The organism is Myxococcus guangdongensis, assembly GCF_024198255.1.
In the GTDB taxonomy this organism is placed as follows: domain Bacteria; phylum Myxococcota; class Myxococcia; order Myxococcales; family Myxococcaceae; genus Myxococcus; species Myxococcus guangdongensis.
In genome coordinates, this window is sequence record NZ_JAJVKW010000014.1 from 227,484 (window position 1) to 249,634 (window position 22,151).

Genomic DNA, 22,151 nt, shown 5'->3' on the forward strand with positions numbered 1-22,151 from the left:
GGTCGCTAGTCGTCGTCATCGTCACCGTCATCGTCGTCGACCTTGGCCAGGACGACGTCGTACAGGCGCTCCTCGCCCTCGCGGACGCAGACCTGCTCCTCCTTCTTCGCGTGCTGCTTCGCGTCGACCTCCACCGCATAGCAGCCCGCGGGCAGGGGCCCGACGCGCACCTCGCCCGTCGACGGGTCCACCGGCAGGTCATCGAAGGGCGTGCCATCCACCTCCACCTCGCCCTCCTCGGGCACGTTGCCGTCATCCCCCCGCAGCCTCACGGTGATGAAGGCGCCCGGCGGCGCGTCGATGTCCCCCACGTCGATGACGCGAGCCCCCTGCGGCACCGCCCGCACCCGGGCCGCCCGCGTCCGAGAGGCCATCACGAATAGCTCCACCGTCCTGGCCGGCACGCCCTCCAGCTCGAAGCGCCCGTCCGACGACACGCGGGTCATCAGCTCGGACTCACCGAACACGCCCACCCACGCCACGTCCACGTCGGCGCCGAGGATGCGCCCGCGCACGGAGCCCTCCCCCAGTTGTCCGTTGTTGAAGCCGCCGCAGGCCCCCGCGAGGACCAGGGCGAGCATCGACAGGAGCCACGGCTGTCCAGGCGCACGCATCAGAAGCGATACCCTCCGCTCAGCCACAAGCCACCGAAGCCCACCGCGCGCGTGCGCCCGTCCACGGGCACATAGGCCCAGAGCAGCTGCCCCTTGGCCTCCAGCACCCACCGCGTCGCCAGCCGCCATGACACTCCCGCCATCCAGCCAGGCCACACCGTGAAGTAGCGCTCATCTTGATTCAACAGCTCCAACTGGAAGGAGCGCTCCATCCACAAAGCGGCCACACGCGGCCCCGTGGACACGCCCAGCCTCCCCCACTCCCACGACGGCCCCACCGTCACCCCCACCATCACCGCCCGGTGTCGCACCGGCACCGTCCCACCCACGTCCAACTGGAGCGCCTGACGCCCCTGCCCCACGGCCAGGTCCGCGCCCACATCCAATCGCTCATCCAGCAGCACCCCACGCCACCGCAAGCCCGCGCCCGCCATCAACGTCCGCGGGAGGACCTCGCGCCGGCTGCGGGCATCCAGGAAGCCCAGCACCCCCATGTCCAGCGAGACGGTGCGCCGAGGCCCCTCCTCCTGCTCGCGCAGCATCGCGTCCAACGCCCGACGCTCACCGGGCCGCAGCACCACCGTGTCCTCCCAGAGCAGCGCGCCGCCCTTGTGCAGCCCCAGGCGACGATTTCCCTCCGGGAGCGCCACACCCCCCGGCAGCTCGCCCGCGTCCACGCCATCCACCTTGAGCGTGAAGCCCTCCAGGCGCGGGCTGTAGGAGAACACCTCCGGCTGGCCGGGCTGGGACAGGGAGCCGGAGAGCAACACCGGGTCCGCGCCCACTTCCGTCATCCGCACGCTCGGGCGCTGCCGTCCCTGCGTATACGTCCACGTGTGACGGCGCGCCCAATCATGGGCCTCGGTGGCGCTCACCGCGCCGTCGCGGTTGCGGTCTCCGCGCCCGTCGAGCGCCTGGATGAAGAAGTGGGTGTAGATGTCATTGCCGAGCGCGTCGTCCTCGCGCGCCGCCTCGCCCCAATCACTGGCGGACAGGACCAACGACGCGCGGCTGTCCTCCTCCAACGGGCGCGGAAGGAACGCGGCCTTGGTGCGCTCCAGCTCCGAGCGCACCGACTCGGGCAGCAGCGACTTGCCCGTGCCGCTGTGACACGTGGCCAGCACCAGCACCCGACGCAGCGAACCCAGCCGCTCCAGCGCCTGCTCCAGCACCGCCATCTCCAGCCCCGTGCCCTGGACGTCCCGGAAGCGCGTGTCGCGCATCACCAGGTAGCGCTGGAGCTCGCCTCGCGTGTCGCGCGCGAGCGTGCCGTGACCCGAGACATAGACGACCACCACGTCCCTCGGATTCCACGCACGCGCCTCGAGCGCCCGCAGCGCCTCCAGCACGCCCGCGCGCGTCGTCTGCTCCGGGCGGTGGAGCACCGTCACGGAGCGGAAGCCTCCCCGCCTCGGGTCCGCCAGCGCGCGCCCCAAGTCCTCCGCGTCCTTCGCCGGGTAGCGGAGGTCGTTCCAGGAGTCGTCGTCGTACTGGTCGATGCCGATGAGCAGCGCGTGGCGCTCACCCTCGTGCGCCGAGGCGAGGCGCGCCGGGTCCAGGCGCACCTTCACCGCCTTCCCCTTCTCCCCGGCGCGCGCGCCGCCACAGGCCGCGAGCGACACGAGCAAGAGTCCCAGGACGAAATGGAGCCGGAAGCGAATCAAGGGCCCACGCTCAGCGAGCGCCCTCCGGAGTCACCCGCAACCCGAGCCGGGACAACGTGGCCTCCCGCGGCACACGCCCTCGAGCGAGCGCGGCGTCCCGCGCCTCCCCGGAGCCCTGCCCCCGGGGCCACGCGGCCAGCACCAGCATCCTCGGGCCCCGCTCTCCCTCCAGGGACACACCGGACAGCTCACCGCCATCGCGCAGGTCATGCGTCCCCGCGTCCAGCGAGTAGGCGCCCAGCATCTGCACGGAGCCATCGGGCGACTCCAGCGCGAGCAGCGCGTCCGCGACCTCGCTCGCGCGATAGCGCACCAGCACCACGGCCTCGGGAGGAAGCGGGGCCCCCTCCGTCAGTGGACGCAGGCTCCCATCCGGCATCCGAGCGAGCGCCGTCAGCTCCAACGACAACGGGGCGCCGCCCTTCAGTCGCACCGAGGTGCCCGGCTGCTCGCCCGTCAGCAGCGCGGGGTGCACGGCGAAGGTGACCCCGGCGGCGACGGCCACCGCCACCGCGCCGGAGAGCCACAGGCGCCGAGGCGGACCGAGCCGCCTGCGCAAGCGGGCCCACCCCACCGTGTCCTCGCCCACAGGCTGCAGGCTCCCGAGCGCCTCGTCCGTCATCGCCTCCAGGCCGAACGTGTCGTCGTCGCCCGTCTTCTCGAGGAACGCCTCGCACGCATCGCAGGGCCGCGACAGGTGGTCCGCGAAGTACGCCACCGCGTCGGGGGACTTGTCCCGCAGCGCCCGCCAGCTGTGCGCATCCAGGTGTCTGTTCGCGTCGCCCATGGCTCATCCCACTCCCGCGGCCAACAGCCGCGACAGCAACTGGCGCTTCACCCGCGCGCGGAAGCGCTCCAGGCGCATCGTCACCGCGCTCTTGCCCAGGCCCAGGCGCTCGGCGATCTCCCGCGCGCTCAGCTCGCCCTCCAGATAGAACAGGCGCACCGTCTCCTTCTCGGGGCCCTCGGGCAGCGATTCAATCAGCTCGCGCACCACCGCCACGCGCCGCTCCAGCTCCAACGCCGGAGGAATCGCGGGCGTGGTCGACTCCAGCTCCAGCGCCAGGTCCTCCGCCGCGCGGCCTCGCAGCTGCGCGCCCCGACTGAGCGACTGCGCGTGGTGCCGGGCAATCGTCACCAGCCAGCTCCCGAAGGCGCGGGGATGCTGCAGCCGGGGCAGCTCGCGGAAGGCCCGGACGAAGGTCTCCTGGACCACGTCCTCCACCTCCGCGGGCCCCAGCGCCGAGTAGCCCAGCGCGACGCGGCGCACAGCGCCATGGAAGCGCTGATACAGCTCGCGGTGCGCGTCCTGCGCCCCCTCGGCTGCTCGTCGGATGCAGGTGGCGACCTCCTCCTCCGTCACGCCCGCGCTCCCCCGCCCATCCCCCACGCATCCCCACGTGCGTCCACCTGGGAGCACACGAAGAGGGCTCCGGCCCACCGGAAGCACTCCCATCTCGAGGCACGCGGACACGCCATGTCTCCCCAGTCAGTACCTGTCTCCCTGGAAGGAGTCACGGGCCCCGTTTCGGCCACGCCGCCCTTCATGCAGGCGAGGTGATGTGGCCGATGGGGACCTCGGGGCTCCTTCATTTCCAGACCGGGATTTTCGGGCGGCGGCAGGCCGGAGACGCCGCTCGCCAGGTCCCTCGATACCAGGAGATGGAAGGTATGCGATTCATCGGATTGTGCGTGTCCGTCATGCTGCTCTCTGCGTGTGGGAGTGATGAGGGCGTCAAGGTCGGGCTGAGCACCCGGGTGGGCGCGGCGCGTGGAGCCCAGGCCATCGGCAAGAGCGCCCAGCAGGCGGAGCCCGCCACCGGCATCACGTTGGACCGGGTGCGCCTGTCGGTGCGCGAGCTGGAGCTCGAGTACGAGGGCGACCACCACGATGACGACGACCGGGATGGCGGCGACGATGATGACCTGCGGCACTCGGGCGCTGACGACGAGCAGCGGCTGGGGCCCATCCTCATCGACCTGTCCGCGGACGACTTGAATGGCCGCATCGTCCCCGTGGGCAACCTGCGGGTGACGCCGGGCATCTTCGATGAAATCGAGTTCGACATCGGTAGAATCACCGTCGCCCAGGCGGGGCAGGACGCGCCGCTGCGGGAGCTCGCCGAGCTGGGCGCCTCGGTGGTCATCGACGGCCACATCGACGGCCAGCCCTTCAGCTTCGTCTCCAGCGTGCGCATGGAGCAGGAGCGCGAGGCGCGCTTCGAGGTGAAGGAGGGCCAGGAGCCCAACATCACGCTCAACATCGACCCGACCGGCTGGTTCGTCGATGGCAACGGGCAGCGGTTGGACCCGCGCGACGCCTCCGCCCGCTCCACCATCGAGAACAACCTGCGCCGCTCCATCGACGCCTTCGACGACGACGACCGCGATGGCGGCGAGGACGACGACCACGACGACGACTGAGCTCTGGGATGTACCCAGGTTGCAACGGCAACCCCATCCCAAGAACATCAGAAAACGATTAATCTGGACTTAACTGATTAATCTGGATTGTCCTTGGCCTCCTCATCACCCTTGAATGAGGAGGCCTTCGTGATTCGTTCGCGGCATCGTGAAGCATGGCTGTGTGGTTTCGCCTCGCTGGGCATGCTGGTCGGCTGTGGCGCGCCGGAGGGAGACGGCGCCGAGCAGGCCCTGTCCACCGTGACGTCGCCGCTCGTGGGGCAGAAGCTGGTCATCCACCCGGCCAACGTCCAACCCGACGGCGTCCGTCCGACGCTGGGCGTCTATCAGAACCTGTATGACGAGCAGGCCTTGATAGGGGACCCGCGCGCGGGCTCGACCTTCAAGCCCGCGACGACCTGGGGCAACGTCGTCTACAACGAGAACCAGTACCCCATGGGTTTCGTCATCGACCTGGGGCAGCTGTACGACGTGACGGAGGTCGGCGTGTTCGACACGTACGACTCCGGCACCGTCTCCTTCAGCGTCGGTACGCCGGGCGCGTGGTCCACGCCCCTGTCGCTCGTCACCAACGGGTGGGAGCAGTGGAAGTGGCTGACGGTGGGCCAGCGCACGCGCTACCTCCACTTCGCGCGCAGCATGTACGGCGCGTCGAACGAAATCGTCGTCTACGGCAGCCCCGCGGGCACGACGGCGAACGTGCCGCCCACCGCCTCCGCGGGCCTGGACCAGACGCTCATCCTGCCCACGTCGTCGGCGCAGCTGACGGGCACGGCGAGCGACTCGGATGGCACCGTGGTGTCACAGCAGTGGACCCAGGTCTCCGGCCCCAACACCGCGACGCTGACGGGCGCCACCACGCTGTCCGCCACGGCTTCCGGCCTGGTGACGGGGCTCTACGAGTTCGAGCTGGGCGTGACGGATGACCAGGGCGCCTCAGCGAGCTCGCGCACGAAGGTCCGGGTGGAGCCCGCCCTGAACGGACGCGGGACCACCGTGGAGATCTACAAGGACACCACGCGCGTGTTCCAGGGCAACTATGGCCACGTCGTGTACCTGCCGCCGGGCTACGACGCGGGCACGAACTGGCCCATCGTCATCTTCCTGCACGGCGCGGGGGAGCGCGGAGACGGCGGGCCGAGCCAGCTCAAGCGGGTCCGCGCCATGGGGCTCCAGTCGTACATCGACAGGAACGGGAAGGACTATCCCTTCATCCTCGTGTCGCCCCAGACGAGCACCTCCAACTTCTGGAACGACCAGGAGGCGCTCGACAGCGTGGACCCCTTCATCGAGCGCATCCTGTCGACGTACAAGGTGGACAGGAAGCGCGTGTACCTGACGGGCCTGAGCATGGGCGGCGCGGGCACGTTCTCCTATGCGTCCACCTTCCCCGCGAAGCTGGCGGCCGCGGTGCCGGTCTGCAACGGCGGCTATGGCTCCTCCGTGGCCCGCGCGCAGGCGATGGTGAACGCCCACCTGCCGGTGTGGGGTTCGCACGCCATCAACGACCCCGCCTCGTACTCGGGCACGCGCGACTGGTTCAATCGGATGGGCGAAGCCATGGGCGCCACGGGGAGCGTCATGACCACGTACACGTATCCCAGCCGCGCGCAGACGGCGTTCTTCCGTCTGGGCCCGGCGCGGTGGGAGTGGGTCGACGGACAGACGGCGCAGGACACCAGCGGCAATCCTCCCGCGAAGCCGGTGCTCTTCACCCTCTTCCACGACGGCGGCCACTCCATCTGGGACCGCGTCTACCAGGAGCCGAAGGTGCTGAGCTGGATGCTCGCGCAGCAGCGGCCTTGAGGCGGGCTCCGCCGGAGTGAGGCGGGCGCGAAGTGGACCCGTGACTCCCGGGTAACGGGTCCTCCTCGCGCCGGGGGGCCGCGCGCATCCTGCGTCGGCCTTCCGCCTTCCCTCCTCGGGCAAGCCCTCATGAACGACGACGCTTCGCGCCCTCGCAGGAAGCTGTTGACCCACACGCTCGCGGGCGTGAGCGCCATACCCTTCGTGTCCGTGCCGGGCCTCCTGGCCGCGGCGCCCGACAAGCCCTCCACCCATGGCACGTGGTCCCTCCCCACGGGCGGCCCACGCGACTTCGACTTCCTCGTGGGCACCTGGAAATCAGCGACAGGCTTCGCGAGCGTCACGCGGGCGGCCACCCGCTCCGGCCTGCGAGTCGTCCGGCGGGTCCTCGAGGACAGCGTCGGCGCACCGCGCAAGGCTTGAGCAGCGTGGAGGCAGTCGCATCCGAATGACGAGAAGGGGCGGAACGGGTCTATCCTGGGGCGATGGGATTCTTCGTCTCCGCGTACGGCACGCTCGCGTCCCGCGTCCTCGGCGTCGTCCTGTTCGTCGTGCTGTCGGGCTGCCGCGCCAGCTATGTGCAGCACACCCCGGGGATTCAGACGCTCGCGGACGAGGGGCGGTACAAGGAGGCGCTGGCGGAGCTGGACACCGTCGCGCGGAACGAGGAGTTGGAGTTGGACCCGCTGCTGGTCGCCGCGGACCGGGGTGGGCTGCTGCATCGCGCGGGGGACTGGGAGGCGAGCAGCCGGGTGTTCGTCGAGGCGTCGCGCCTGGCGGATGAGCACGAGGTCGTCCGCATCAGCGAGGAGTTCACGGGGACCATCCCCTGGCGCATGGGGGCGCTGGAGCGGCAGACGCTGCACACCCTCAACGCGCTGAACTACCTCCAGCTCGGGCGTGCGGACGAGGCCGCCGTCGAGGCGCGGCTGACGAGCGCGCTCAACCTGCAGCGGCACCTGATGCAGCGCTACGACGTCCAGTTGGAGTACCACCTGCTCGCCATCCCCATCGACGAGCAGCTGCGTCCCTACCTGGCCCAGAGCGTCATCGGGTTGTACGTGAGCGGCCTCGCGCACGAGGTGGCGGGGAACGAGGAGTCGGCGTTCATCGACTACCTCGCCGCGTGGCGCATCACCCGGAGCGCGCCGCGCGGGGTTCCGTCGAGCATGGCGCACCTGGAGCCCTGGCTGCTCGCGCAGGCGCGGAGGTTGGGACGTCCGGAGCTGGAGGAACTGGAGCGGCACATCCAGGCGCCGGAGGCGCCGGGGCTCGGAGAGGGTGCCGGGGAGTTGGTGGTCGTCGTGGAGACGGGGAAGCTCCCGAAGCGCTGCATCGTCGAGCGCGCGGAGGGTCAGCGGGTCTGGAGCGCGTGCCCGCGCCCGTGGGTCCGAGGCCAGGCCCGAATCGAGGCGGGGGGAGCGGGATGGGAGGCGGAGACGGTCACCTCGCTGGAGAACCTCTTGTTGCGAAGAGGCACTGTCGGAGCGCTGCTGGATTCGACGCGGCAGCCGAACCTCTGGGCGCGGGTGGGGGCGCTGTCGCTCTTCTTGGTGGTGCCACCGCTCGGCGGCTATCTGCTCATCCGCGCCAGCATCGAGCACTCGACGCAAATCGAGCAGGGCTGGCTGAGCCTGCCGGCGGAGTTCCAGGTGGCGCGCATCTCACTGGCCCCGGGGCGCCAGACAGTGCGCATCCTCCGGGCGGGCACCGAGCTGACGCGCGAGGTGGACATCACCGCCCGGCGGCTCCAGGTGCTCGTCGTACCGATGAACTGAGTTCAGCGGGCGCGCTGTCCCGCCTTCTTCGCGCCCTCGCGAATCCGCTTCGCTTCGTCGGGCTCGAAGCGGGAGATCAAATCCAGCTCCGCGTCGACGTCGCGCCGGAAGATGTCGGAGAACACCTCGCGGCCGCGCAGGTCGACGAAGATGAGGTGACTGCGTCCCCGCTCCTCCCAGGCACGAGCGTAGAGCGTGTGGGTGTAGGACGAACCATCCGCTGACAGCCGCGGGATGCCGATGAGCGCGGTCCGCACCCCATCCTCGCCCTGCGTCTCGTCGCGGACCTCGCTCCCCATCTGCTTCGCCGTCTGCCAGAGCGTGTCCAGCGGGACGTCGTAGTCGTAGTCGTAGACCTGTTGCCGCAGGTACTCCGCTTCGCCCTCCATCCGGCGCAAGGCCCCACAGCCCGCTGAAGCGACGACACCAACGACGAGCAGCCCGCGCAGGAGGAGGTTCATGCGCCCCTACTCAAGACCAGGGCCTCCCCATGCCGCAAGCGGGGCGCCCCTGTCTCGCGAAAGCCCCCCACCAAGGGCGCGCCCTCCGGACGAAGAGCCCTGCCCCCCACCGAAGGCCTCAATTCCGCAGTCGGAAGGGCACCTTCACCACGCGGTAGACGGAGATGGGCCGCCCCTCGAGGACCGCGGGCTGGTAGCGCCAGGTGCTCACCGCGCGCATCGCGGCGGACACGAAGGGCTCCTCGCCTCGCATCACGGTGACGTCGCGCACCTCTCCGCGCTCCGTGACGACCAGCTTGAGGACGACCAGTCCCTCTCGCCCCGCCGAACGGGCCTGCTGCGGAAACTCCGGCTGGAGGTTGCCCGCGAGCTCCACCGGAGGCTTCGCGCTCTCCGGCAACTGGAGGGGGCCCGTGAGCACCGAGCGGCCCGGTTCGGCCTTCGCCGCCACGGGCTTCGCCGCCACCGGCACCTCCATCGGCAGGGGCGCGCTCAGCGAGTCCTCCGCCATCCACTCGCCCCCCTCCGAAGGCTGAGCGCTCTTCACCGAGGATGACGCCCGCCCCGCCCGCTCTCGCACCAACCGCTGCGTCAGCAACACCTCGCCCGAGCCTCCCGCGAGCACGCGGTCCGTGCGATAGCCCTCGCGCACGAAGGTCAGCTCGGCCGTGGCCATGCCGCCGTCGTCCGGTGGCACCTCCAGCACGAAGGGCGTGGTGCCGCGCTCCTCGCCCTTCCAGAAGACACGCGCCCCCTCGGGGGTGCTGGTGATGCGCAAGCGCACGGGCCGAGGAGCCGCCACCACCGGCGCCTCGGGCACCGGCGCGGGCTGAGCCGCCGGAGCCTCGGTCGCCACCGGAGCAGCGGGTGACACCACGGGCACCTGCGGACGACGCGCCCCCAGCACCCAGACCGTGGCGATACAGACGAGCAACCCCAGTGCCCCCACCACGAGCGCGCGATTCCGATGGCTCCGCCGCGGAGGCGCCGCACGCAGCACACCGGACTCATCCAGGCTGATGTCCAGCACCAGCGTGCCCTGCACACCACTCGGAGCGCCGGGCACCGATGCGGACAGCGGCCCCGTCACCGACTCCCCAGGCCCCGTGTCCGGCACGAGGGATGCGCCTGGGCCCATCGACGCGCGCAGCGCCTCCAGCAGCGCGTCCATGGACTCGTAGCGATGCGCGGGCTGCTTCTCCAGGCAGCGGCACACCACCGCCTCCACGGCCTCCGGAATCGCGAGGTCCGGGCGGACCCTCTTGAAGCGCGGCGGCGCCTCCTTATGGTGCGCGAAGATGAGCTCCAGCGTGTCCTGCATCAGGAAGGGCGGCCGCCCCATGAGCATCTGGTACAGCAACACGCCCAACGCGTAGACATCACTGCGCGCATCCGCCTGGTTGCGAGCCTGCTCGGGCGCCATGTACGTCGGCGAGCCCAGGAACGTGCCACCCTGGGTGATGTCCGGCACCGACAGGTGCGTGGCCCCCTCCACCACGAAGGGCTTCACCAGGCCGAAGTCGAGCACCTTCACGTGGTGGCGCTCGGCGCTCCCCTCCTCCGCCAGCAACATCACGTTGGCGGGCTTCAAGTCCCGGTGCACCACACCCAGCCGATGGGCCTCGCGCAACGAGCGACACACCTGCTGCGCGATATCCACCGCGCGCTTCCACGGCAGCGGGCCCGAGGCCAGGTGCTCGGCCAGCGTGAGCCCCTCCAGGTACTCCATCGCGATGTAGAACGTCCCATCGTCCGTCTTCCCGTAGTCGATGATGGTGACGGTGTTGGGGTGGCGCAGCTTCGCCGTGATGCTCGCCTCCAACAGGAAGCGCCGCTGGAACTCCGGGTCGCTCGCCGTGGGGAACGAGGGGCTCAGCACCTTGAGCGCCACCACCCGCTCGAGCGGGAGCTGGAGCGCGCGATACACCCGCCCCATGCCCCCCGCCCCCAGCGGGGCCAGCACCCGGAAGCGCTCGTGGAGCACCTGTCCGAGGAGCGGGTCCACCAGCGGATTCGACGTCGAGGGGCGCGGTCCGGTCTGCATGGCGATCACCTGCCACGGACCGTCGCATGCGACCGTCACGAAGGAGTGCCGGCGACATCACGTCATGGCCAACACCCCGTCACGGCTCTCATCGACTCCGCGCACCTCGGAAGCTCATCCAGGCGGGTGGACGGCTTCCAGCGCGTGTCCATGGCGTGGGTAGAACTGCTCGATGGTGACCTCCTCGGCCAGGGCATGCAGGGGCGCGCCGAAGGTCGTCACCGTCGTGAACCAGTGCGTGGCGACCCCCTCGACCACGAACGTCAGCGGCACCAGGACACCCGCGGAGCGGCCCGGCATCCGCGCGGGGAGCGCACTCGCGTCCGGGTACGTGAGCACTCTGGCCAGCACGTTCGCGACCTCGGACCCGGGCCCACGCAGGCGCGCGTTCTCCTTCAAGCGCCCGAGCAGATAGCCCGCGATGTCCTGCCAGTTCCCAATCGCGGAGCGGACCCGCCCGGGCGCGAAGACCAGGTCCATCAGGTTGGTGCGCCCCAGCGCGTCCCGCCCCAACCCCATCATCGCCAGCGCCCCCGCGTTGGCATCCAGCACCGTCGACGCCGCGTCCAGCGCCAGCGCCGGATGTGGCTCGTGCGCGCCGAGAATCAGCGCCGCCGCCTGCCGGAGCTCGCGCATCTCCTCACTGTTCCAATCACTCTCACCGAACTGTGGCGCATACCCCGCCGCGACCAGCAGCGCGTTGCGCTCGCGCAGGCCCAGGCCCAAAGCCTCGGCCAGCCGCAGGACCATGTCCTGGCTGGGCTCCGTCCGCCCGGACTCGATGAAGGCCAGGTGCCGGGGCGACACCTCCGCGTCCATGGACAGCGCCAGCTGACTCTTGCCCCGCGACGCGCGCCAGTCCTTGAGCAGCGCCCCCAGCTCGCTCCGGGGCTTCGCGGCGCTCTTGCGCGAACGTCGGGCCGCCACCTCGACCTCCCGCGGAAGGGTCCTCTTCATCGCCCGCGCCCGGGCGAGGCGGCCACACACTTCCCTCCCAGGTCATTGCGAGGCAGGCGCGGCGACACCGAGTCTTCGAAGCATCCCATCACCCGAGGATTCCCCATGAACGACCGCCTCGTCTATCGCCTGGATGCCTTCGCCGCCATCAGCATGGGCTGCGCGCTGCTGCTCGTCGCCACGCCACTCACCACGCTCGCGGGTTGGACGCTGCCGCCGTCCTTCCTGTTCGGCCTGGGGGTGTTCCTGGTGCCCTGGGCCGGCATCAACGTCTGGGCCTCCACGCAGTCCCCCGTCGCCGCGAGCATGCTCCTGGTGCACCTGCTGGTGGACGGCACGTGGGTGTTGGGGAGCGTGGCCCTCATGCTCGTCCACTCCGCCACCTTGTCGACCCTGGGCTTCGTGATGCTCGCGGGACAGGCATTGAGCGTGCTCGGTGTCTTCGCCCTCAAGGTCAAACCCATCCTCCGCCCTCGCCCCGCCCGTTGAGTCCAGGACGGTGTCGACAGCGGCCCTCGGGGGGCAGGCCCCATCCCGTATGCGATAACACCTTGCCCTTCGCGGCACTGTCGACAGCGCTCGGCGATATCGATGATGGCCGCGACTCCCAGCCCTGAAACACAGCATCAACCCGCGTCTGGGACGTCACCAGGGGAAAGACCATGCATACCCGACGCGATGTACCCACCACCGCGAACACGGTCCGCCGGCTGTTCCTGCTGTCCGTCCCACTCCTCGTGTCCGCCTGCGGAGCCGGGCTCGAGGAGCCCGCTGCCGAGCAGGACGCCGCTCAGCAGACACAGGCCGCCAGGGTCTGCACGACGTTCTCTCGTGGCCTCGGCTGGACGGTGGAGGACACCACCATCGTGTCGACGTCGCCCGACTCCAACTTCGGCTGGACGCCCCTGCTGGGCGTGGAGCATGTCAGCGTGCCCCCCCTGGTCGACACCCGCCAGCACACCCTGCTGCGCTTCGACCTCGGCACGATTCCAGCCAACAGCACCCTCCACTCCGCCACGCTCCATCTCTTCGCTGTCGCCCAGCCCAGGACCGTCGCGGTCCGTGGGGCCACCGCGCCCTGGACCGAGAACACGGTGACCTGGAACAGCTTCAACGGCGCGTACGACGCCGCGGCCACCACGCAGATTTCAGGGGGCGTGGTGCTGAGCGCCCGCAGCGTGGAGGTCTCGCCGCTCGTCGACGCCTGGATTGCCCGCCGGCGCCCGAACCACGGCTTCGTGCTCACCACCACCCGAGAGGTCCTCTCGGTGCCCACCCACTTCTACGGCAGCGAGCTCGAGTACCCCTTCTCCCAGCAGCCCGCGCTGGAGGTCTGCTACACCACGCCCTGAGCCGACATCGCGCGTGACGCGGCGCTCCTGAAGGGAGTGCCCGCCACCTCGCAGGGGCCACCAGGAAACGGGGGGCCCCTTGTTTCACTCGGCGACCGGGTTACCGCTTGCATCCGGATGTTATGTAGTCCAAAGACTGAAGGATGGCATGGGACCCACGCGTCTTGAAGCCCGAGCCGAATGGCCGGGATCCTGGGGATGTACTGGATGAGCTGCGCAGGCAGCTCAAACGAGGCTTGGGCCGCCGGCTGCTCATCGGTGGCGCGGCCCTGGCCCTGCTGGTGGGCCTGTTCACCAGCTACGCGCAGGTAGAGCCCGACGAGGTCGGCGTCATCCTGCGGCTCGGGCGCTTCGTGGACACGGTGGAGCCGGGTCCGCACTTCCGGCTGCCGTATGGCATCGACCGCATCGTGAAGGTGCCGGTGCAGCGTCAGCTCAAGGCGGAGTTCGGCTTCCGCACCGAGTCCGTGGGCTCGCGCAACACGTCGTACGCCTCCAGCGGCTCGGACATGAAGCGCGAGTCCCTGATGCTCACCGGAGACCTCAACGTCGCCGTGGTCGAGTGGATCGTCCAATACAAGATCAAGGACCCGTACAAGTACCTCTTCAAGGTGAAGAACGTGGAGGGGATGCTGCGAGACATCTCCGAGGCGTCGATGCGCGCCGTCGTGGGTGACCACTCCGTCAACGAGGTCCTCACCACGGGCCGTCAGACGGTGGCCACGCAGTCCAAGCTGCTCCTCCAGGATTTGGCGGACCGCTACGAGACGGGCGTGGACATCCAGCAGGTGGTCCTCCAGGACGTGAACCCGCCCGACCCCGTCAAGCCGTCCTTCAACGAGGTCAACCAGGCCATCCAGGAGAAGGAGCGCGCCATCAACGAAGCCTTCGCCGAGCTCAACCGCGCCATTCCCCGCGCCAAGGGCGAGGCCGAGGAGGCGCTGCGCTCCGCGGAGGGCTACGCCATCGAGCGCGTCAACCGCGCCAAGGGCGAGGCCGAGCGCTTCACCCGCGTCTACGACGAGTACCGCAAGGCGCCGGAGGTCACCCGCCGCCGCATGTACCTGGAGACCGTCAGCCAGGTGCTCACCAGCACCGGGCAGAAGGTCGTCATGGATGAGAACCTCAAGGGGCTCACGCCCATGTTGCGCATGGACGGCCCGGACTCCGCGGCCGCCGGCGCGGCGCAGACGACGGAGGCCCACCGATGAGCCGCGTGGCAACGATTGTCCTCGGCGTCGCGGTGCTCGCCATCGTCCTGGGCTTCTCCAGCACGTACACCCTGAGCGAGCACGAGCAGGCCGTCATCACCCGCTTCGGCCAGCCCCGCGGCCAGTCCATCACCGAGCCGGGCCTGCACTTCAAGCAGCCCTTCGTCGACACGGTGAACCGCTTCGACAAGCGCTGGCTCGACTGGCGCGGCGACCCGAACCAGATTCCCACCAAGGACAAGAAGTACATCTGGGTGGACACCTTCGGTCGCTGGCGAATCGTCGACCCGCTGCGCTTCTTCCAGCGCCTGCGCGACGAGCGCAACGCCCAGTCCCGGCTGGACGACATCATCGACGGCGAGACGCGCAACACCATCGCGTCCTTCGCGTTGATTGAAGCGGTGCGCTCCACCAACCGCCCGTTCGAGGACGACGAGTACACCACCGAGGAGGAGCGCGGCGAGTCGCTGGAGCAGGTGGCCCAGGGACGCGACAAGCTCACCCGGCAGATTCGCCTGCGCGCGGCGGAAATCGTGAAGGAGTTCGGCGTGGAGCTGGTGGACGTGCAGATTCGTCGCATCAACTACGTCGACGAGGTCCAGGTGAAGGTCTTCGAGCGCATGATTTCCGAGCGGCGGCGCACCGCGGAGCGCTCGCGCTCGGAGGGCATGGGACGGGCGGCGGAGATTCGCGGCCAGCGCGAGCGCGACCTGAAGGAGATTCGCTCCGAGGCCTACCGCAAGGCGCAGGAGATCACCGGCAAGGCCGACGCCGAGGCGACGCGCATCTACGCCGAGGCCTTCGGTCGCGACGCGGAGTTCTACCAGTTCATGCGCACCCTGGAGGCCTACCCCCAGGTGATGGACCGCTCCACCTCGCTCTTCCTCGGGAGCGACTCGGAGTTCTATCGCTACCTGCGCAGCTCCAAGAAGTAGACGCGCCTCCGCGCGAAACCACCCGGGCCGGACTCCATGCGCATGACATGGAGCCCGGCCCGTTCATTTCCGGCGACGTGCGTGCGTCAGTGCACGCGGCCCGGCGGCAGATTCGAGCGCGGCGGGAAGCCCGGCACCGCTGCGGGCTTCGGAGCCATCGAGCCGCTCAGGGAGCGAGGCGTGAGCAACCCCTCGCCCACCGCGCCCAGGCTCGGCGCCAGCGACTGCGGCGCGCCACACACCAGGGTCTCCAAGTCTTCGTCCCGTCGGCCCAGGTCGTCGAAGACGCGGGGCATGCCCGTGAGCGGGTCCGGCACGGACTGCGTCCCGAGGAGGAAGGGCGACAGGAACGAGGGGGCTCCCGCGGGGCGCGGGAAGACGTGGAGGAACGGCGTCTGCGTCTCGCCCGCGTGGCAGCCATTGCACGTGTTCAGCGAGAAGCGATGCCGGACCTCCGGGTCCGCGCCAGGGACGAACCACGCCAGGCCGAAGGGCGTTATCGCCGAGCCGGCGACGAAGGCCTGTCCCTGGTACAGCGAGGGCACCTCGTGCGTGCCGGCCAGGATGGCCGCGGCGTTCTCCTGCACGAAGCTCTCGAGCCGGGGCGACCCGTTGAGGCTGAGCTCCGGCGTCAGGGCCACGGGGGCCGGGACGAGCCCGCTCGGACCGAAGTGGAACTCGCGCAGCTCCCACAGCGGGTTGAGCGCGTTCTCGTTGGTGCGCACCTGGTGGATGGCGCTGCCCATGAAGCGACCCTGCGCGATGAAGGGCTGGGTGAAGCGGTCGGTGATGGCCTGGAGCTTCGTGTTGTAGGCGGGGCTGCCCAGCGGCAGCGAGCCCAGCTCGTGCCAGTCGCGCGCCCAGCGCTGGATGTCCTCCGGGCCGTCACCGGGCAGCATGTACTCGAGGATGACGGTGAAGGGCAGGTCCTGCCCCGAGGGCGTGGTGACGCCGAAGACGAAGCGCCCCTCGCCCGAGTGCGCGCCCTCGCTGCGCAGGTCGATGCGGTTGACGATGGCGAGCAGCCGGAAGGGCGCGGTGTCGAAGTCGAGCGGAGCGGAGGGACCGCCGCTGCGCGTCTCCCAGGGCGTGAGCACGTCGGGGAGGATGCGCGAGCGGGCGGCGACGGGCAGGCCGGCGATGACCTGGTTCGTCTCCCACGTCTTGAGCCACGTGCGCACCATCTCCGACGGGTTCTGTCCGCCGTTCATGCGCCGCAGGAGCGTGCCGAACGTCCAGACGCCACCGTTGGTGGTCCGCACCGGGTCCTCCACCACGGGCAGCGCGGTGATGAGCAGCTCGCGGTCCGGCGACACCTGACACACGCCGGGCGCGCAGGCCGTGCTGGACTCGCAGCCATTGAGGGGGCTGCCGTCACAGTCGAACGTCCCCACCGCGCAGGCGAGACCGCACGTCCCCGCGCCGCAGACGCCACTGGCGGAGGCAGCGCCGCCACACACGGTGCCGCACGCGCCGCAGTTCGCGGGGTCGTCCATCACCGGCGTCTCACAGCCGTTGGTCAGGTTGCCATCACAGTCGAGGAAGCCCGCGAAACAGCGCTCCTCCACGGACACACACGGCGACAGGTTGCCCGCCGGGTCCTGGATGCGGATGGAGGCGGGCACGCCGACCTGGCTCGCGGTCAGGGGCACCAGCGCGTTGCCGCTGCTGTCCACCGCGACCTCGGCGCTCACCGGGTCCAGGCAGCCATCGTTCATGAAGAGGAAGAGGCGCGAGCGGGGCTCGGCCTGGACGCGGATTCCCGCGACGATGGGGCTCTGGGACAGGGGCACCATCCCCGCGGTGAAGGTCGGCGCGGCCGGCGCGACGGTGTCATGCGAGAACGACACCGACGCGGAGCAGACGGACACGTTCCCCGCGGCGTCCACGGCGCGCAGGGAGAAGCTCGTCACCGCGTTGGCCGTCACGGTCGGGGTGAAGCTGAAGGCACCCGTGGTGGCGTTCGCCGGGGTGGTGGTCAGCGGGGCCCCCCCGCAGGTGGGACCCAGGAACAGACGCACGAGCGCGCTGGCCTCGGTGCGGCCCGTGAGCTGCGGCGTGAGCGTGGTGCCCGTGGCGCTGGGGACGAAGGCGAGCTGGAAGGGGGTGGCGGGCACGACGTTGTCGTGCGTGTAGCTGACGGCGGCGGAGCACGCGGAGACGTTGCCCGCAGAGTCCTCCGCCTTCGCGGAGAACGTGCTCGTGGCGTTGGCCGTCACGGTGAGCGCGCGGGAGAAGGCGCCCGCGCTCGTGGCCGTGAAGCTCGCGATGGCCGAGCCCGCGCAGGTGCCTCCGGAGAAGAGGCGCACGGTGGCGTTCGCCTCGGTGGCGCCGTTGAGGGTGACGGCCGTCTGGGTGCCGGGCGAGGTCGGGGTGAAGCCGGAGAACGTCGGGACGATGGGCGGCACGGTGTCGCGCTCGCAGCCGAGGAACTCCAGGCGCGCGATGGAGACGGTCTCCACGCCGGTGCGCGGGTCATTGTCATCCGTGATGTCGAGCTTGAAGCGGGTGAAGGTCCTGGGGACGCTGAGCGGGTATTCACGTCGCTCCGCGCTCGTCCAGTTGAACTCGTCCACGCGCGTGTCGACGACCACCCAGGAAGAGCCGTTCCAGGCCTGGAGGGTCCAGTTCTTCGGGGCGCGGGTGACCGCCTCGCCGTTGGGGAACTTGATGGCGTAGCGGGTGAGGATGCGCGCGGCGCCCGGCCACTCGTAGGAGAGCCAGGAGGGGGTCGCCTTCGAGGACAGCCACATGGACGCGGAGGTGTCGACGTTGTCGAAGGCCTTCCACGGCTCATTGCCCGCCTGGAGGAAGCCGGAGCCCGCGACGGTGCCGGAGGGCGCGGTGGCGCTCGTCATCACGGGGACCTGATTGACGATGGTGGCGCAGGCACAGTTGTAGAAGCTCAGCCGGCCGATGGAGAGCACGTCCACGCCGGTGCCGGCGGTGTTGTCCTCGGTCACCATGAGGCGGTACTTGCGGTAGGCCCCGGGCGTGGTGATGGAGAACTCACGCTCCTCGGCGCCGCCCCAGTTCGTCTGGAGGGTGCGGGTGTCCAGCGTGTTCCACGCGCTGCCGGACCACCCCTGGAGCGTCCAGTCGCGGGGCGCGCGGTTCGTGAGCGAGCCGTTGGAGAACTTGATGGCGTAGTGCGAGAGGGTGCGCGGCCCGTCGAAGAACTCGTAGGTGAGCCAAGCGGTGGACTGGCCGCTCGCGGTGAGCCACATGGTGCTGTCACTGCCGTCCACCGCGTGCCAGGCGGGATTGGACGCGCTGGCCTCACTGGAGGCGATGACGAGGCCGCTGACGGGGTTGTCGCGGGCCGACATGACGGGGATGAGGCTGCCGCCACAGGCGAGTCCTTGCGAGACGGTGCCGAGCGGCTCTGGGGTGGGGTCGATGGGGGACGGGGCGTCCTGACACCCGGGCACGAAGGCCAGGGTGAGGGCGCTCGCCAGGAAGAGGCTGTTGAAAGACATCGGGCGATGCATGCACACGCTCCTCGCTACGGGCCGCCGGTGACGCCGGCAGCGCGGGAGCAGTGACTCGTACCCCGTGTAAAACATGACAACACAAAAGGTGTGACGTAACCGCCCTGGCCCGTGACGAAACCTCCGCCTGGAGGGACGGAGTGCTCACGGAGGGAACGCGACGGACGCGCGCACCGCGAAGTGGTCCGAGCCTCCCCCATGCAGCACCTTGGCGCCCGACAGCGAGAGGTTCCGACCCAGGATGTGGTCAATCTCCACGAAGCTGGGGACGACGGACGCCGCGCCCGGCCAGGTGTCTCCACAGAGCGCGTCCGGCCCATGACAGGCATGCGCGAAGCCCGCGGCGGCGAAGGTCGTCATCGCCTCCTGCGTGCGGGACTCGTTCATGTCGCCAAACAGCAGCACCGGGCCGCGCGCCTTCGAATAGCGCTCCACCAGGGCCTCGGCCTGCTGCTTGCGGAGGGTCGCGTTCTTCCGCATCGTCTCCAGGAGGCCGTCCTCCCGCCGATGCGTGGCCCCCGGCGGCATCAGGTGGAGACAGGCCACCTTCAGCGTCCGCCCACCAACGAGCACGTCTGCTTCGAGCCCAGGCATGCGGTGGGGCTTCTGGGCAAAGCGCTCCACCCGCCGCAACCGGTGTCGACTGGCGAGCCCCACGCCCCACCCCCCTTTCCGGGGCATGAGCTTGAGATGGGGATAGTCCTTCCCCAATCGCTTCCGGAAGGCCGCCGCGAACCCAGGCGTCAACTCGCGCAGACACAGGACCTCCGGCGCCTCCTTCTCGATGACCTCCAGCGACTTGTCGATGCCCTCCGCCGGCGAGGAATAGAGGACGTTGTATGCCATCACCCGCACGGGCGCTGGCGCGGGTGGAGGCGCGCCACCGAGGACAACACAGACAAGGGACACGACGTGGCTGGAAGGACTCATCCCTCCCATCCAAGCAAACCCCGAGCCCACGGCCCCGGGAGCGCGGGCGCCCTCTGAAGAAGCGCCTCGAGCAGTTGGAGCGAGCACCGTGGACAACGGGACACACCGTGGCCAGGGCGCCACATGAGACACCTTTGAAACCCTTTCGCACCCATCCACTGAATTCACAGACACCCGGGGGCGTCGGACGCCACGCAACACCAGGAGACAATCACATGACACGCATTGCGACATCGAAGTGGGGCACCGTCCTGTCCCTCGTGGCGGGACTCATCCTGGGCTCGGGCTGCGGTCCCTCCGACGCCCGTTCCCAACCCGAGGACCTCCAATCCTCGGCCATCTCCAGGGCACGCCCTCGGGCGCGCATCGCGCTGGGTGACCAGCACTCACTGGCCATCCGCGCGGACGGCACGGTGTGGGCTTCCGGGGACAATCAATCTGGACAGCTCGGCACCGGCGACCTCATCAGCACCTCCACGCCGGTCCAGGTCATCGGCCTGACGGGGGTGACGGCGGTGGATGGAGGCAGGAACCACTCCGTGGCGCTGCGCTCCAATGGCACCGTCTGGACCTGGGGCCACAACGGCCAGGGCCAGCTGGGTGACGGCACCACCCTCCCCCGGACCACGCCCATTCAGGTTCCCGGGCTCACCGGCGTGGCCTCGGTGGCGGCGGGCCGCGACTACACGCTCGTGGTGAAGACCGACGGCACCGTCTGGGCCTGGGGCAACAACACCTATGGCCAGTTGGGTGACGGCTCCACCACCGCGCGCCGCGTCCCCGTCCAGGCGCAGGGCCTGTCCGGCATCCTCGCCGTGTCGACGAGCTTCAGCACCTCCCTCGCCCTCCGCTCGGACGGCACCCTGTGGAGCTGGGGCCTGAACCGGACGGGACAGCTCGGCAACGGCACGTACGTCCATGGCGCCGTGCCCGCCCGAATCCAGGGGCTGAGCGGTGTCATCGCCGCGTCGGCGGGGAGCACGAGCGCGTTCGCGGTCCGCTCGGATGGAACCCTCTGGGGCTGGGGCTCGGACTTCGTCCTCCAGGGCACCCGGACCACGCCCACCCTCATCGAGGGCGTGACGGGCCTCCTCGACGTCATCGCGGGCGAGGACACCACCCGGGTCCTCAAGTCCGATGGAACGGTGTGGAGCTGGGGGAACAACGCCCTGGGAGAGCTGGGCATCGGCGTCAAGCAGTCCAGCGCCACGCCGCTCCAGGTGCCAGGGCTCACGGGCGTCCAGGCCGTCGCGGCGGGCCCCCACTCAGTCCTCGCGCTGCGCAGCGATGGGAGCGTCTGGGGCTGGGGCAGCAACCGTGATGGCCAGCTCGGCAACGGCGCGCTCACCCGCTTCACCACGCCCGCCCCCGTTCCAGACGCCCCCGTGGGCGCGCTCCAGGTGGCGGCGGGCAGTGCGCACGCCCTGGCGCTCCACCACGATGGAACGGTGTGGGGCTGGGGGCACAACCAGTACGGCCAACTGGGCGACGGGACCCTCGCGGCTCGCACCACACCCGCCCCGGTGCCGGGCCTCGCGGGCATGGCCGCCATCAGCGCGGCGGGCAGCACCTCGCTCGCGCTCGGCCATGACGGCGCGGTCTGGGCCTGGGGACGACACTCCGACACTCCGCGCCGCGTCGAGCCCCTGCCCTTCATCGTCGCCATCTCCGCGAGCGCCAGCCACGCCCTCGCGCTCGCCGACAATGGGACGGTGTGGGCCTGGGGTGACAATGAGGTGGGGCAGCTCGGCGACGGCACGACGCTCCCCAGTTGGACGCCCGTGCAGGTGCTGAACCTGGACGGCGTCGCGAAGGTGGTCGCGGCGAATCAGCTCTCGCTCGCCGTGCGCCATGACGGCACGGCGTGGGCCTGGGGGCTCAACGCCGACGGGCGGCTCGGCGACGGCACCTTCGAGGACCGCGCCGCCCCCGTCCAGGTACTGACGCTGACGGACGTCGTCGCCATCGCCGGGGGCGAGTACCACGTGATGGCGGTGAAGTCCGACGGCACCGGGTGGACCTGGGGCCTGGACTCCGCGGGCGCGGGGATGCGGAGCCTGCAGGATGGGGAGCCCCACGTGGTCCCCATGAGCGTCACCGGGCTGCGTGACGTCGTCTCCGGACCCTTCACCTCGCTGGCGCCAGGCCTCGACGGCCAGGTGTGGGCCGGCGGAAGGAACACGCGGGGACAACTGGGGGACGGCACCACCCGCGCCCGCTTCGAGCCCGTCCTCGTCCAGGGCGTCACCGCCGGCGCGACGTCACTCGCCGCCGGTGACGAGCACATGCTCGCCCTCCTGCCCGACGGAACCGTGTGGTCCTGGGGCAGCAACTCGGATGGGCAGCTCGGCCACGGCGCGCCGACCGACCAGCTCACCCCGGTGCTCACGCGGCTGCCTTGATGACGGAGGCAAGGGTCACCCAAGACCGCAGCCTTCTCGGATTTTCCTAATTAAATAAGGAGTCCGAGCCCTCGTCTGGACG

Annotated in this window: 18 protein-coding genes; 9 read left to right on the forward strand and 9 right to left on the reverse strand. The window is 70.1% G+C overall.

Going from position 1 to position 22,151, the window contains the following annotated elements:
• Nucleotides 1-5: 5 nt before the first annotated feature.
• Genes LXT21_RS35110 through LXT21_RS35125 form a run of 4 tightly spaced genes read right to left on the reverse strand, consistent with a single transcriptional unit; the run spans nucleotide 6 to nucleotide 3,641 of the window.
• Nucleotides 6-614 carry a carboxypeptidase regulatory-like domain-containing protein gene (locus tag LXT21_RS35110; protein WP_254042596.1) on the reverse strand — a complete coding sequence of 203 codons (609 nt, stop codon included), beginning with the start codon at nucleotides 612-614 and terminating at the stop codon, nucleotides 6-8.
• The gene (locus tag LXT21_RS35115) at nucleotides 614-2,278 is read right to left on the reverse strand and encodes a caspase family protein (protein ID WP_254042597.1); all 1,665 of its coding nucleotides are present in this window, start codon (nucleotides 2,276-2,278) and stop codon (nucleotides 614-616) included. Before LXT21_RS35115 ends, LXT21_RS35110 begins: the two co-directional genes overlap by 1 nt.
• A gap of 10 nt (nucleotides 2,279-2,288) precedes the next feature.
• Entirely contained in the window at nucleotides 2,289-3,065 is a 777-nt protein-coding gene (locus tag LXT21_RS35120; protein WP_254042598.1) for a hypothetical protein, read from the reverse strand.
• A gap of 3 nt (nucleotides 3,066-3,068) precedes the next feature.
• Complete coding sequence (locus LXT21_RS35125) at nucleotides 3,069-3,641, reverse strand: RNA polymerase sigma factor (protein WP_046716083.1); 573 nt, start codon at nucleotides 3,639-3,641, stop codon at nucleotides 3,069-3,071.
• A 308-nt stretch (nucleotides 3,642-3,949) separates the two neighbouring features.
• Here LXT21_RS35125 and LXT21_RS35130 point away from each other — a divergent pair, with 308 nt between their 5' ends.
• From LXT21_RS35130 to LXT21_RS35145, 4 genes are all read left to right on the forward strand, one after another.
• Nucleotides 3,950-4,702, forward strand: coding sequence for a hypothetical protein (locus LXT21_RS35130; RefSeq protein WP_254042599.1), 753 nt, complete (start codon nucleotides 3,950-3,952; stop codon nucleotides 4,700-4,702).
• 129 nt (nucleotides 4,703-4,831) lie between these two features.
• Nucleotides 4,832-6,508 carry a carboxylesterase family protein gene (locus tag LXT21_RS35135; protein ID WP_254042600.1) on the forward strand — a complete coding sequence of 559 codons (1,677 nt, stop codon included), beginning with the start codon at nucleotides 4,832-4,834 and terminating at the stop codon, nucleotides 6,506-6,508.
• A gap of 129 nt (nucleotides 6,509-6,637) precedes the next feature.
• A complete protein-coding gene (locus LXT21_RS35140) occupies nucleotides 6,638-6,931 on the forward strand; it encodes a hypothetical protein (protein WP_254042601.1) in 294 nt (97 codons plus the stop codon).
• A 62-nt stretch (nucleotides 6,932-6,993) separates the two neighbouring features.
• Entirely contained in the window at nucleotides 6,994-8,286 is a 1,293-nt protein-coding gene (locus LXT21_RS35145; RefSeq protein ID WP_254042602.1) for a hypothetical protein, read from the forward strand.
• Nucleotides 8,287-8,288: 2 nt separating this feature from the next.
• On the opposite strand, the gene LXT21_RS35150 is transcribed toward LXT21_RS35145, so the two are convergent.
• The 3 genes from LXT21_RS35150 to LXT21_RS35160 all read right to left on the reverse strand — a co-directional run bounded on the left by LXT21_RS35150 (nucleotide 8,289) and on the right by LXT21_RS35160 (nucleotide 11,718).
• Nucleotides 8,289-8,747: a hypothetical protein gene (locus LXT21_RS35150; protein WP_254042603.1), complete on the reverse strand. Its 459-nt coding sequence runs from the start codon at nucleotides 8,745-8,747 to the stop codon at nucleotides 8,289-8,291.
• Nucleotides 8,748-8,865: 118 nt separating this feature from the next.
• The gene (locus tag LXT21_RS35155) at nucleotides 8,866-10,791 is read right to left on the reverse strand and encodes a TonB family protein (protein WP_254042604.1); all 1,926 of its coding nucleotides are present in this window, start codon (nucleotides 10,789-10,791) and stop codon (nucleotides 8,866-8,868) included.
• 114 nt (nucleotides 10,792-10,905) lie between these two features.
• Nucleotides 10,906-11,718, reverse strand: coding sequence for a helix-turn-helix domain-containing protein (locus LXT21_RS35160; RefSeq protein WP_254042605.1), 813 nt, complete (start codon nucleotides 11,716-11,718; stop codon nucleotides 10,906-10,908).
• Between the two features lie 135 nt (nucleotides 11,719-11,853).
• On the opposite strand from LXT21_RS35160, the gene LXT21_RS35165 reads away from it, so the two are divergent.
• From LXT21_RS35165 to hflC, 4 genes are all read left to right on the forward strand, one after another.
• On the forward strand, nucleotides 11,854-12,237 hold the full coding sequence (locus LXT21_RS35165; RefSeq protein ID WP_254042606.1) for a hypothetical protein: 384 nt from the start codon (nucleotides 11,854-11,856) through the stop codon (nucleotides 12,235-12,237).
• A gap of 173 nt (nucleotides 12,238-12,410) precedes the next feature.
• Nucleotides 12,411-13,100 carry a DNRLRE domain-containing protein gene (locus LXT21_RS35170; RefSeq protein ID WP_254042607.1) on the forward strand — a complete coding sequence of 230 codons (690 nt, stop codon included), beginning with the start codon at nucleotides 12,411-12,413 and terminating at the stop codon, nucleotides 13,098-13,100.
• Nucleotides 13,101-13,243: 143 nt separating this feature from the next.
• Nucleotides 13,244-14,311 carry an FtsH protease activity modulator HflK gene (gene hflK, locus LXT21_RS35175; RefSeq protein WP_254042608.1) on the forward strand — a complete coding sequence of 356 codons (1,068 nt, stop codon included), beginning with the start codon at nucleotides 13,244-13,246 and terminating at the stop codon, nucleotides 14,309-14,311.
• A complete protein-coding gene (hflC, locus tag LXT21_RS35180; protein WP_254042609.1) occupies nucleotides 14,308-15,246 on the forward strand; it encodes a protease modulator HflC in 939 nt (312 codons plus the stop codon). The genes hflK and hflC overlap by 4 nt, the downstream gene beginning before the upstream one ends.
• A gap of 86 nt (nucleotides 15,247-15,332) precedes the next feature.
• On the opposite strand, the gene LXT21_RS35185 is transcribed toward hflC, so the two are convergent.
• Both LXT21_RS35185 and LXT21_RS35190 read right to left on the reverse strand, forming a co-directional pair.
• Complete coding sequence (locus LXT21_RS35185) at nucleotides 15,333-18,737, reverse strand: discoidin domain-containing protein (RefSeq protein WP_254042610.1); 3,405 nt, start codon at nucleotides 18,735-18,737, stop codon at nucleotides 15,333-15,335.
• 144 nt (nucleotides 18,738-18,881) lie between these two features.
• Nucleotides 18,882-19,667, reverse strand: coding sequence for an endonuclease/exonuclease/phosphatase family protein (locus LXT21_RS35190; RefSeq protein WP_254042611.1), 786 nt, complete (start codon nucleotides 19,665-19,667; stop codon nucleotides 18,882-18,884).
• Nucleotides 19,668-19,882: 215 nt separating this feature from the next.
• On the opposite strand from LXT21_RS35190, the gene LXT21_RS35195 reads away from it, so the two are divergent.
• Nucleotides 19,883-22,069: an RCC1 domain-containing protein gene (locus LXT21_RS35195; RefSeq protein WP_254042612.1), complete on the forward strand. Its 2,187-nt coding sequence runs from the start codon at nucleotides 19,883-19,885 to the stop codon at nucleotides 22,067-22,069.
• Nucleotides 22,070-22,151 lie beyond the last annotated feature (82 nt).

Coding starts and splice junctions, on each gene's coding strand:
- LXT21_RS35110 (WP_254042596.1), bottom strand. CDS start 614: ATGCGTGCGCCTGGACAGCCGTGGCTCCTGTCGATGCTCGCCCTGGTC.
- LXT21_RS35145 (WP_254042602.1), top strand. CDS start 6,994: ATGGGATTCTTCGTCTCCGCGTACGGCACGCTCGCGTCCCGCGTCCTC.
- hflK (WP_254042608.1), top strand. CDS start 13,244: ATGGCATGGGACCCACGCGTCTTGAAGCCCGAGCCGAATGGCCGGGAT.
- LXT21_RS35130 (WP_254042599.1), top strand. CDS start 3,950: ATGCGATTCATCGGATTGTGCGTGTCCGTCATGCTGCTCTCTGCGTGT.
- LXT21_RS35190 (WP_254042611.1), bottom strand. CDS start 19,667: ATGAGTCCTTCCAGCCACGTCGTGTCCCTTGTCTGTGTTGTCCTCGGT.
- LXT21_RS35150 (WP_254042603.1), bottom strand. CDS start 8,747: ATGAACCTCCTCCTGCGCGGGCTGCTCGTCGTTGGTGTCGTCGCTTCA.
- LXT21_RS35195 (WP_254042612.1), top strand. CDS start 19,883: ATGACACGCATTGCGACATCGAAGTGGGGCACCGTCCTGTCCCTCGTG.
- LXT21_RS35140 (WP_254042601.1), top strand. CDS start 6,638: ATGAACGACGACGCTTCGCGCCCTCGCAGGAAGCTGTTGACCCACACG.
- hflC (WP_254042609.1), top strand. CDS start 14,308: ATGAGCCGCGTGGCAACGATTGTCCTCGGCGTCGCGGTGCTCGCCATC.
- LXT21_RS35185 (WP_254042610.1), bottom strand. CDS start 18,737: ATGCATCGCCCGATGTCTTTCAACAGCCTCTTCCTGGCGAGCGCCCTC.
- LXT21_RS35170 (WP_254042607.1), top strand. CDS start 12,411: ATGCATACCCGACGCGATGTACCCACCACCGCGAACACGGTCCGCCGG.
- LXT21_RS35120 (WP_254042598.1), bottom strand. CDS start 3,065: ATGGGCGACGCGAACAGACACCTGGATGCGCACAGCTGGCGGGCGCTG.
- LXT21_RS35155 (WP_254042604.1), bottom strand. CDS start 10,791: ATGCAGACCGGACCGCGCCCCTCGACGTCGAATCCGCTGGTGGACCCG.
- LXT21_RS35165 (WP_254042606.1), top strand. CDS start 11,854: ATGAACGACCGCCTCGTCTATCGCCTGGATGCCTTCGCCGCCATCAGC.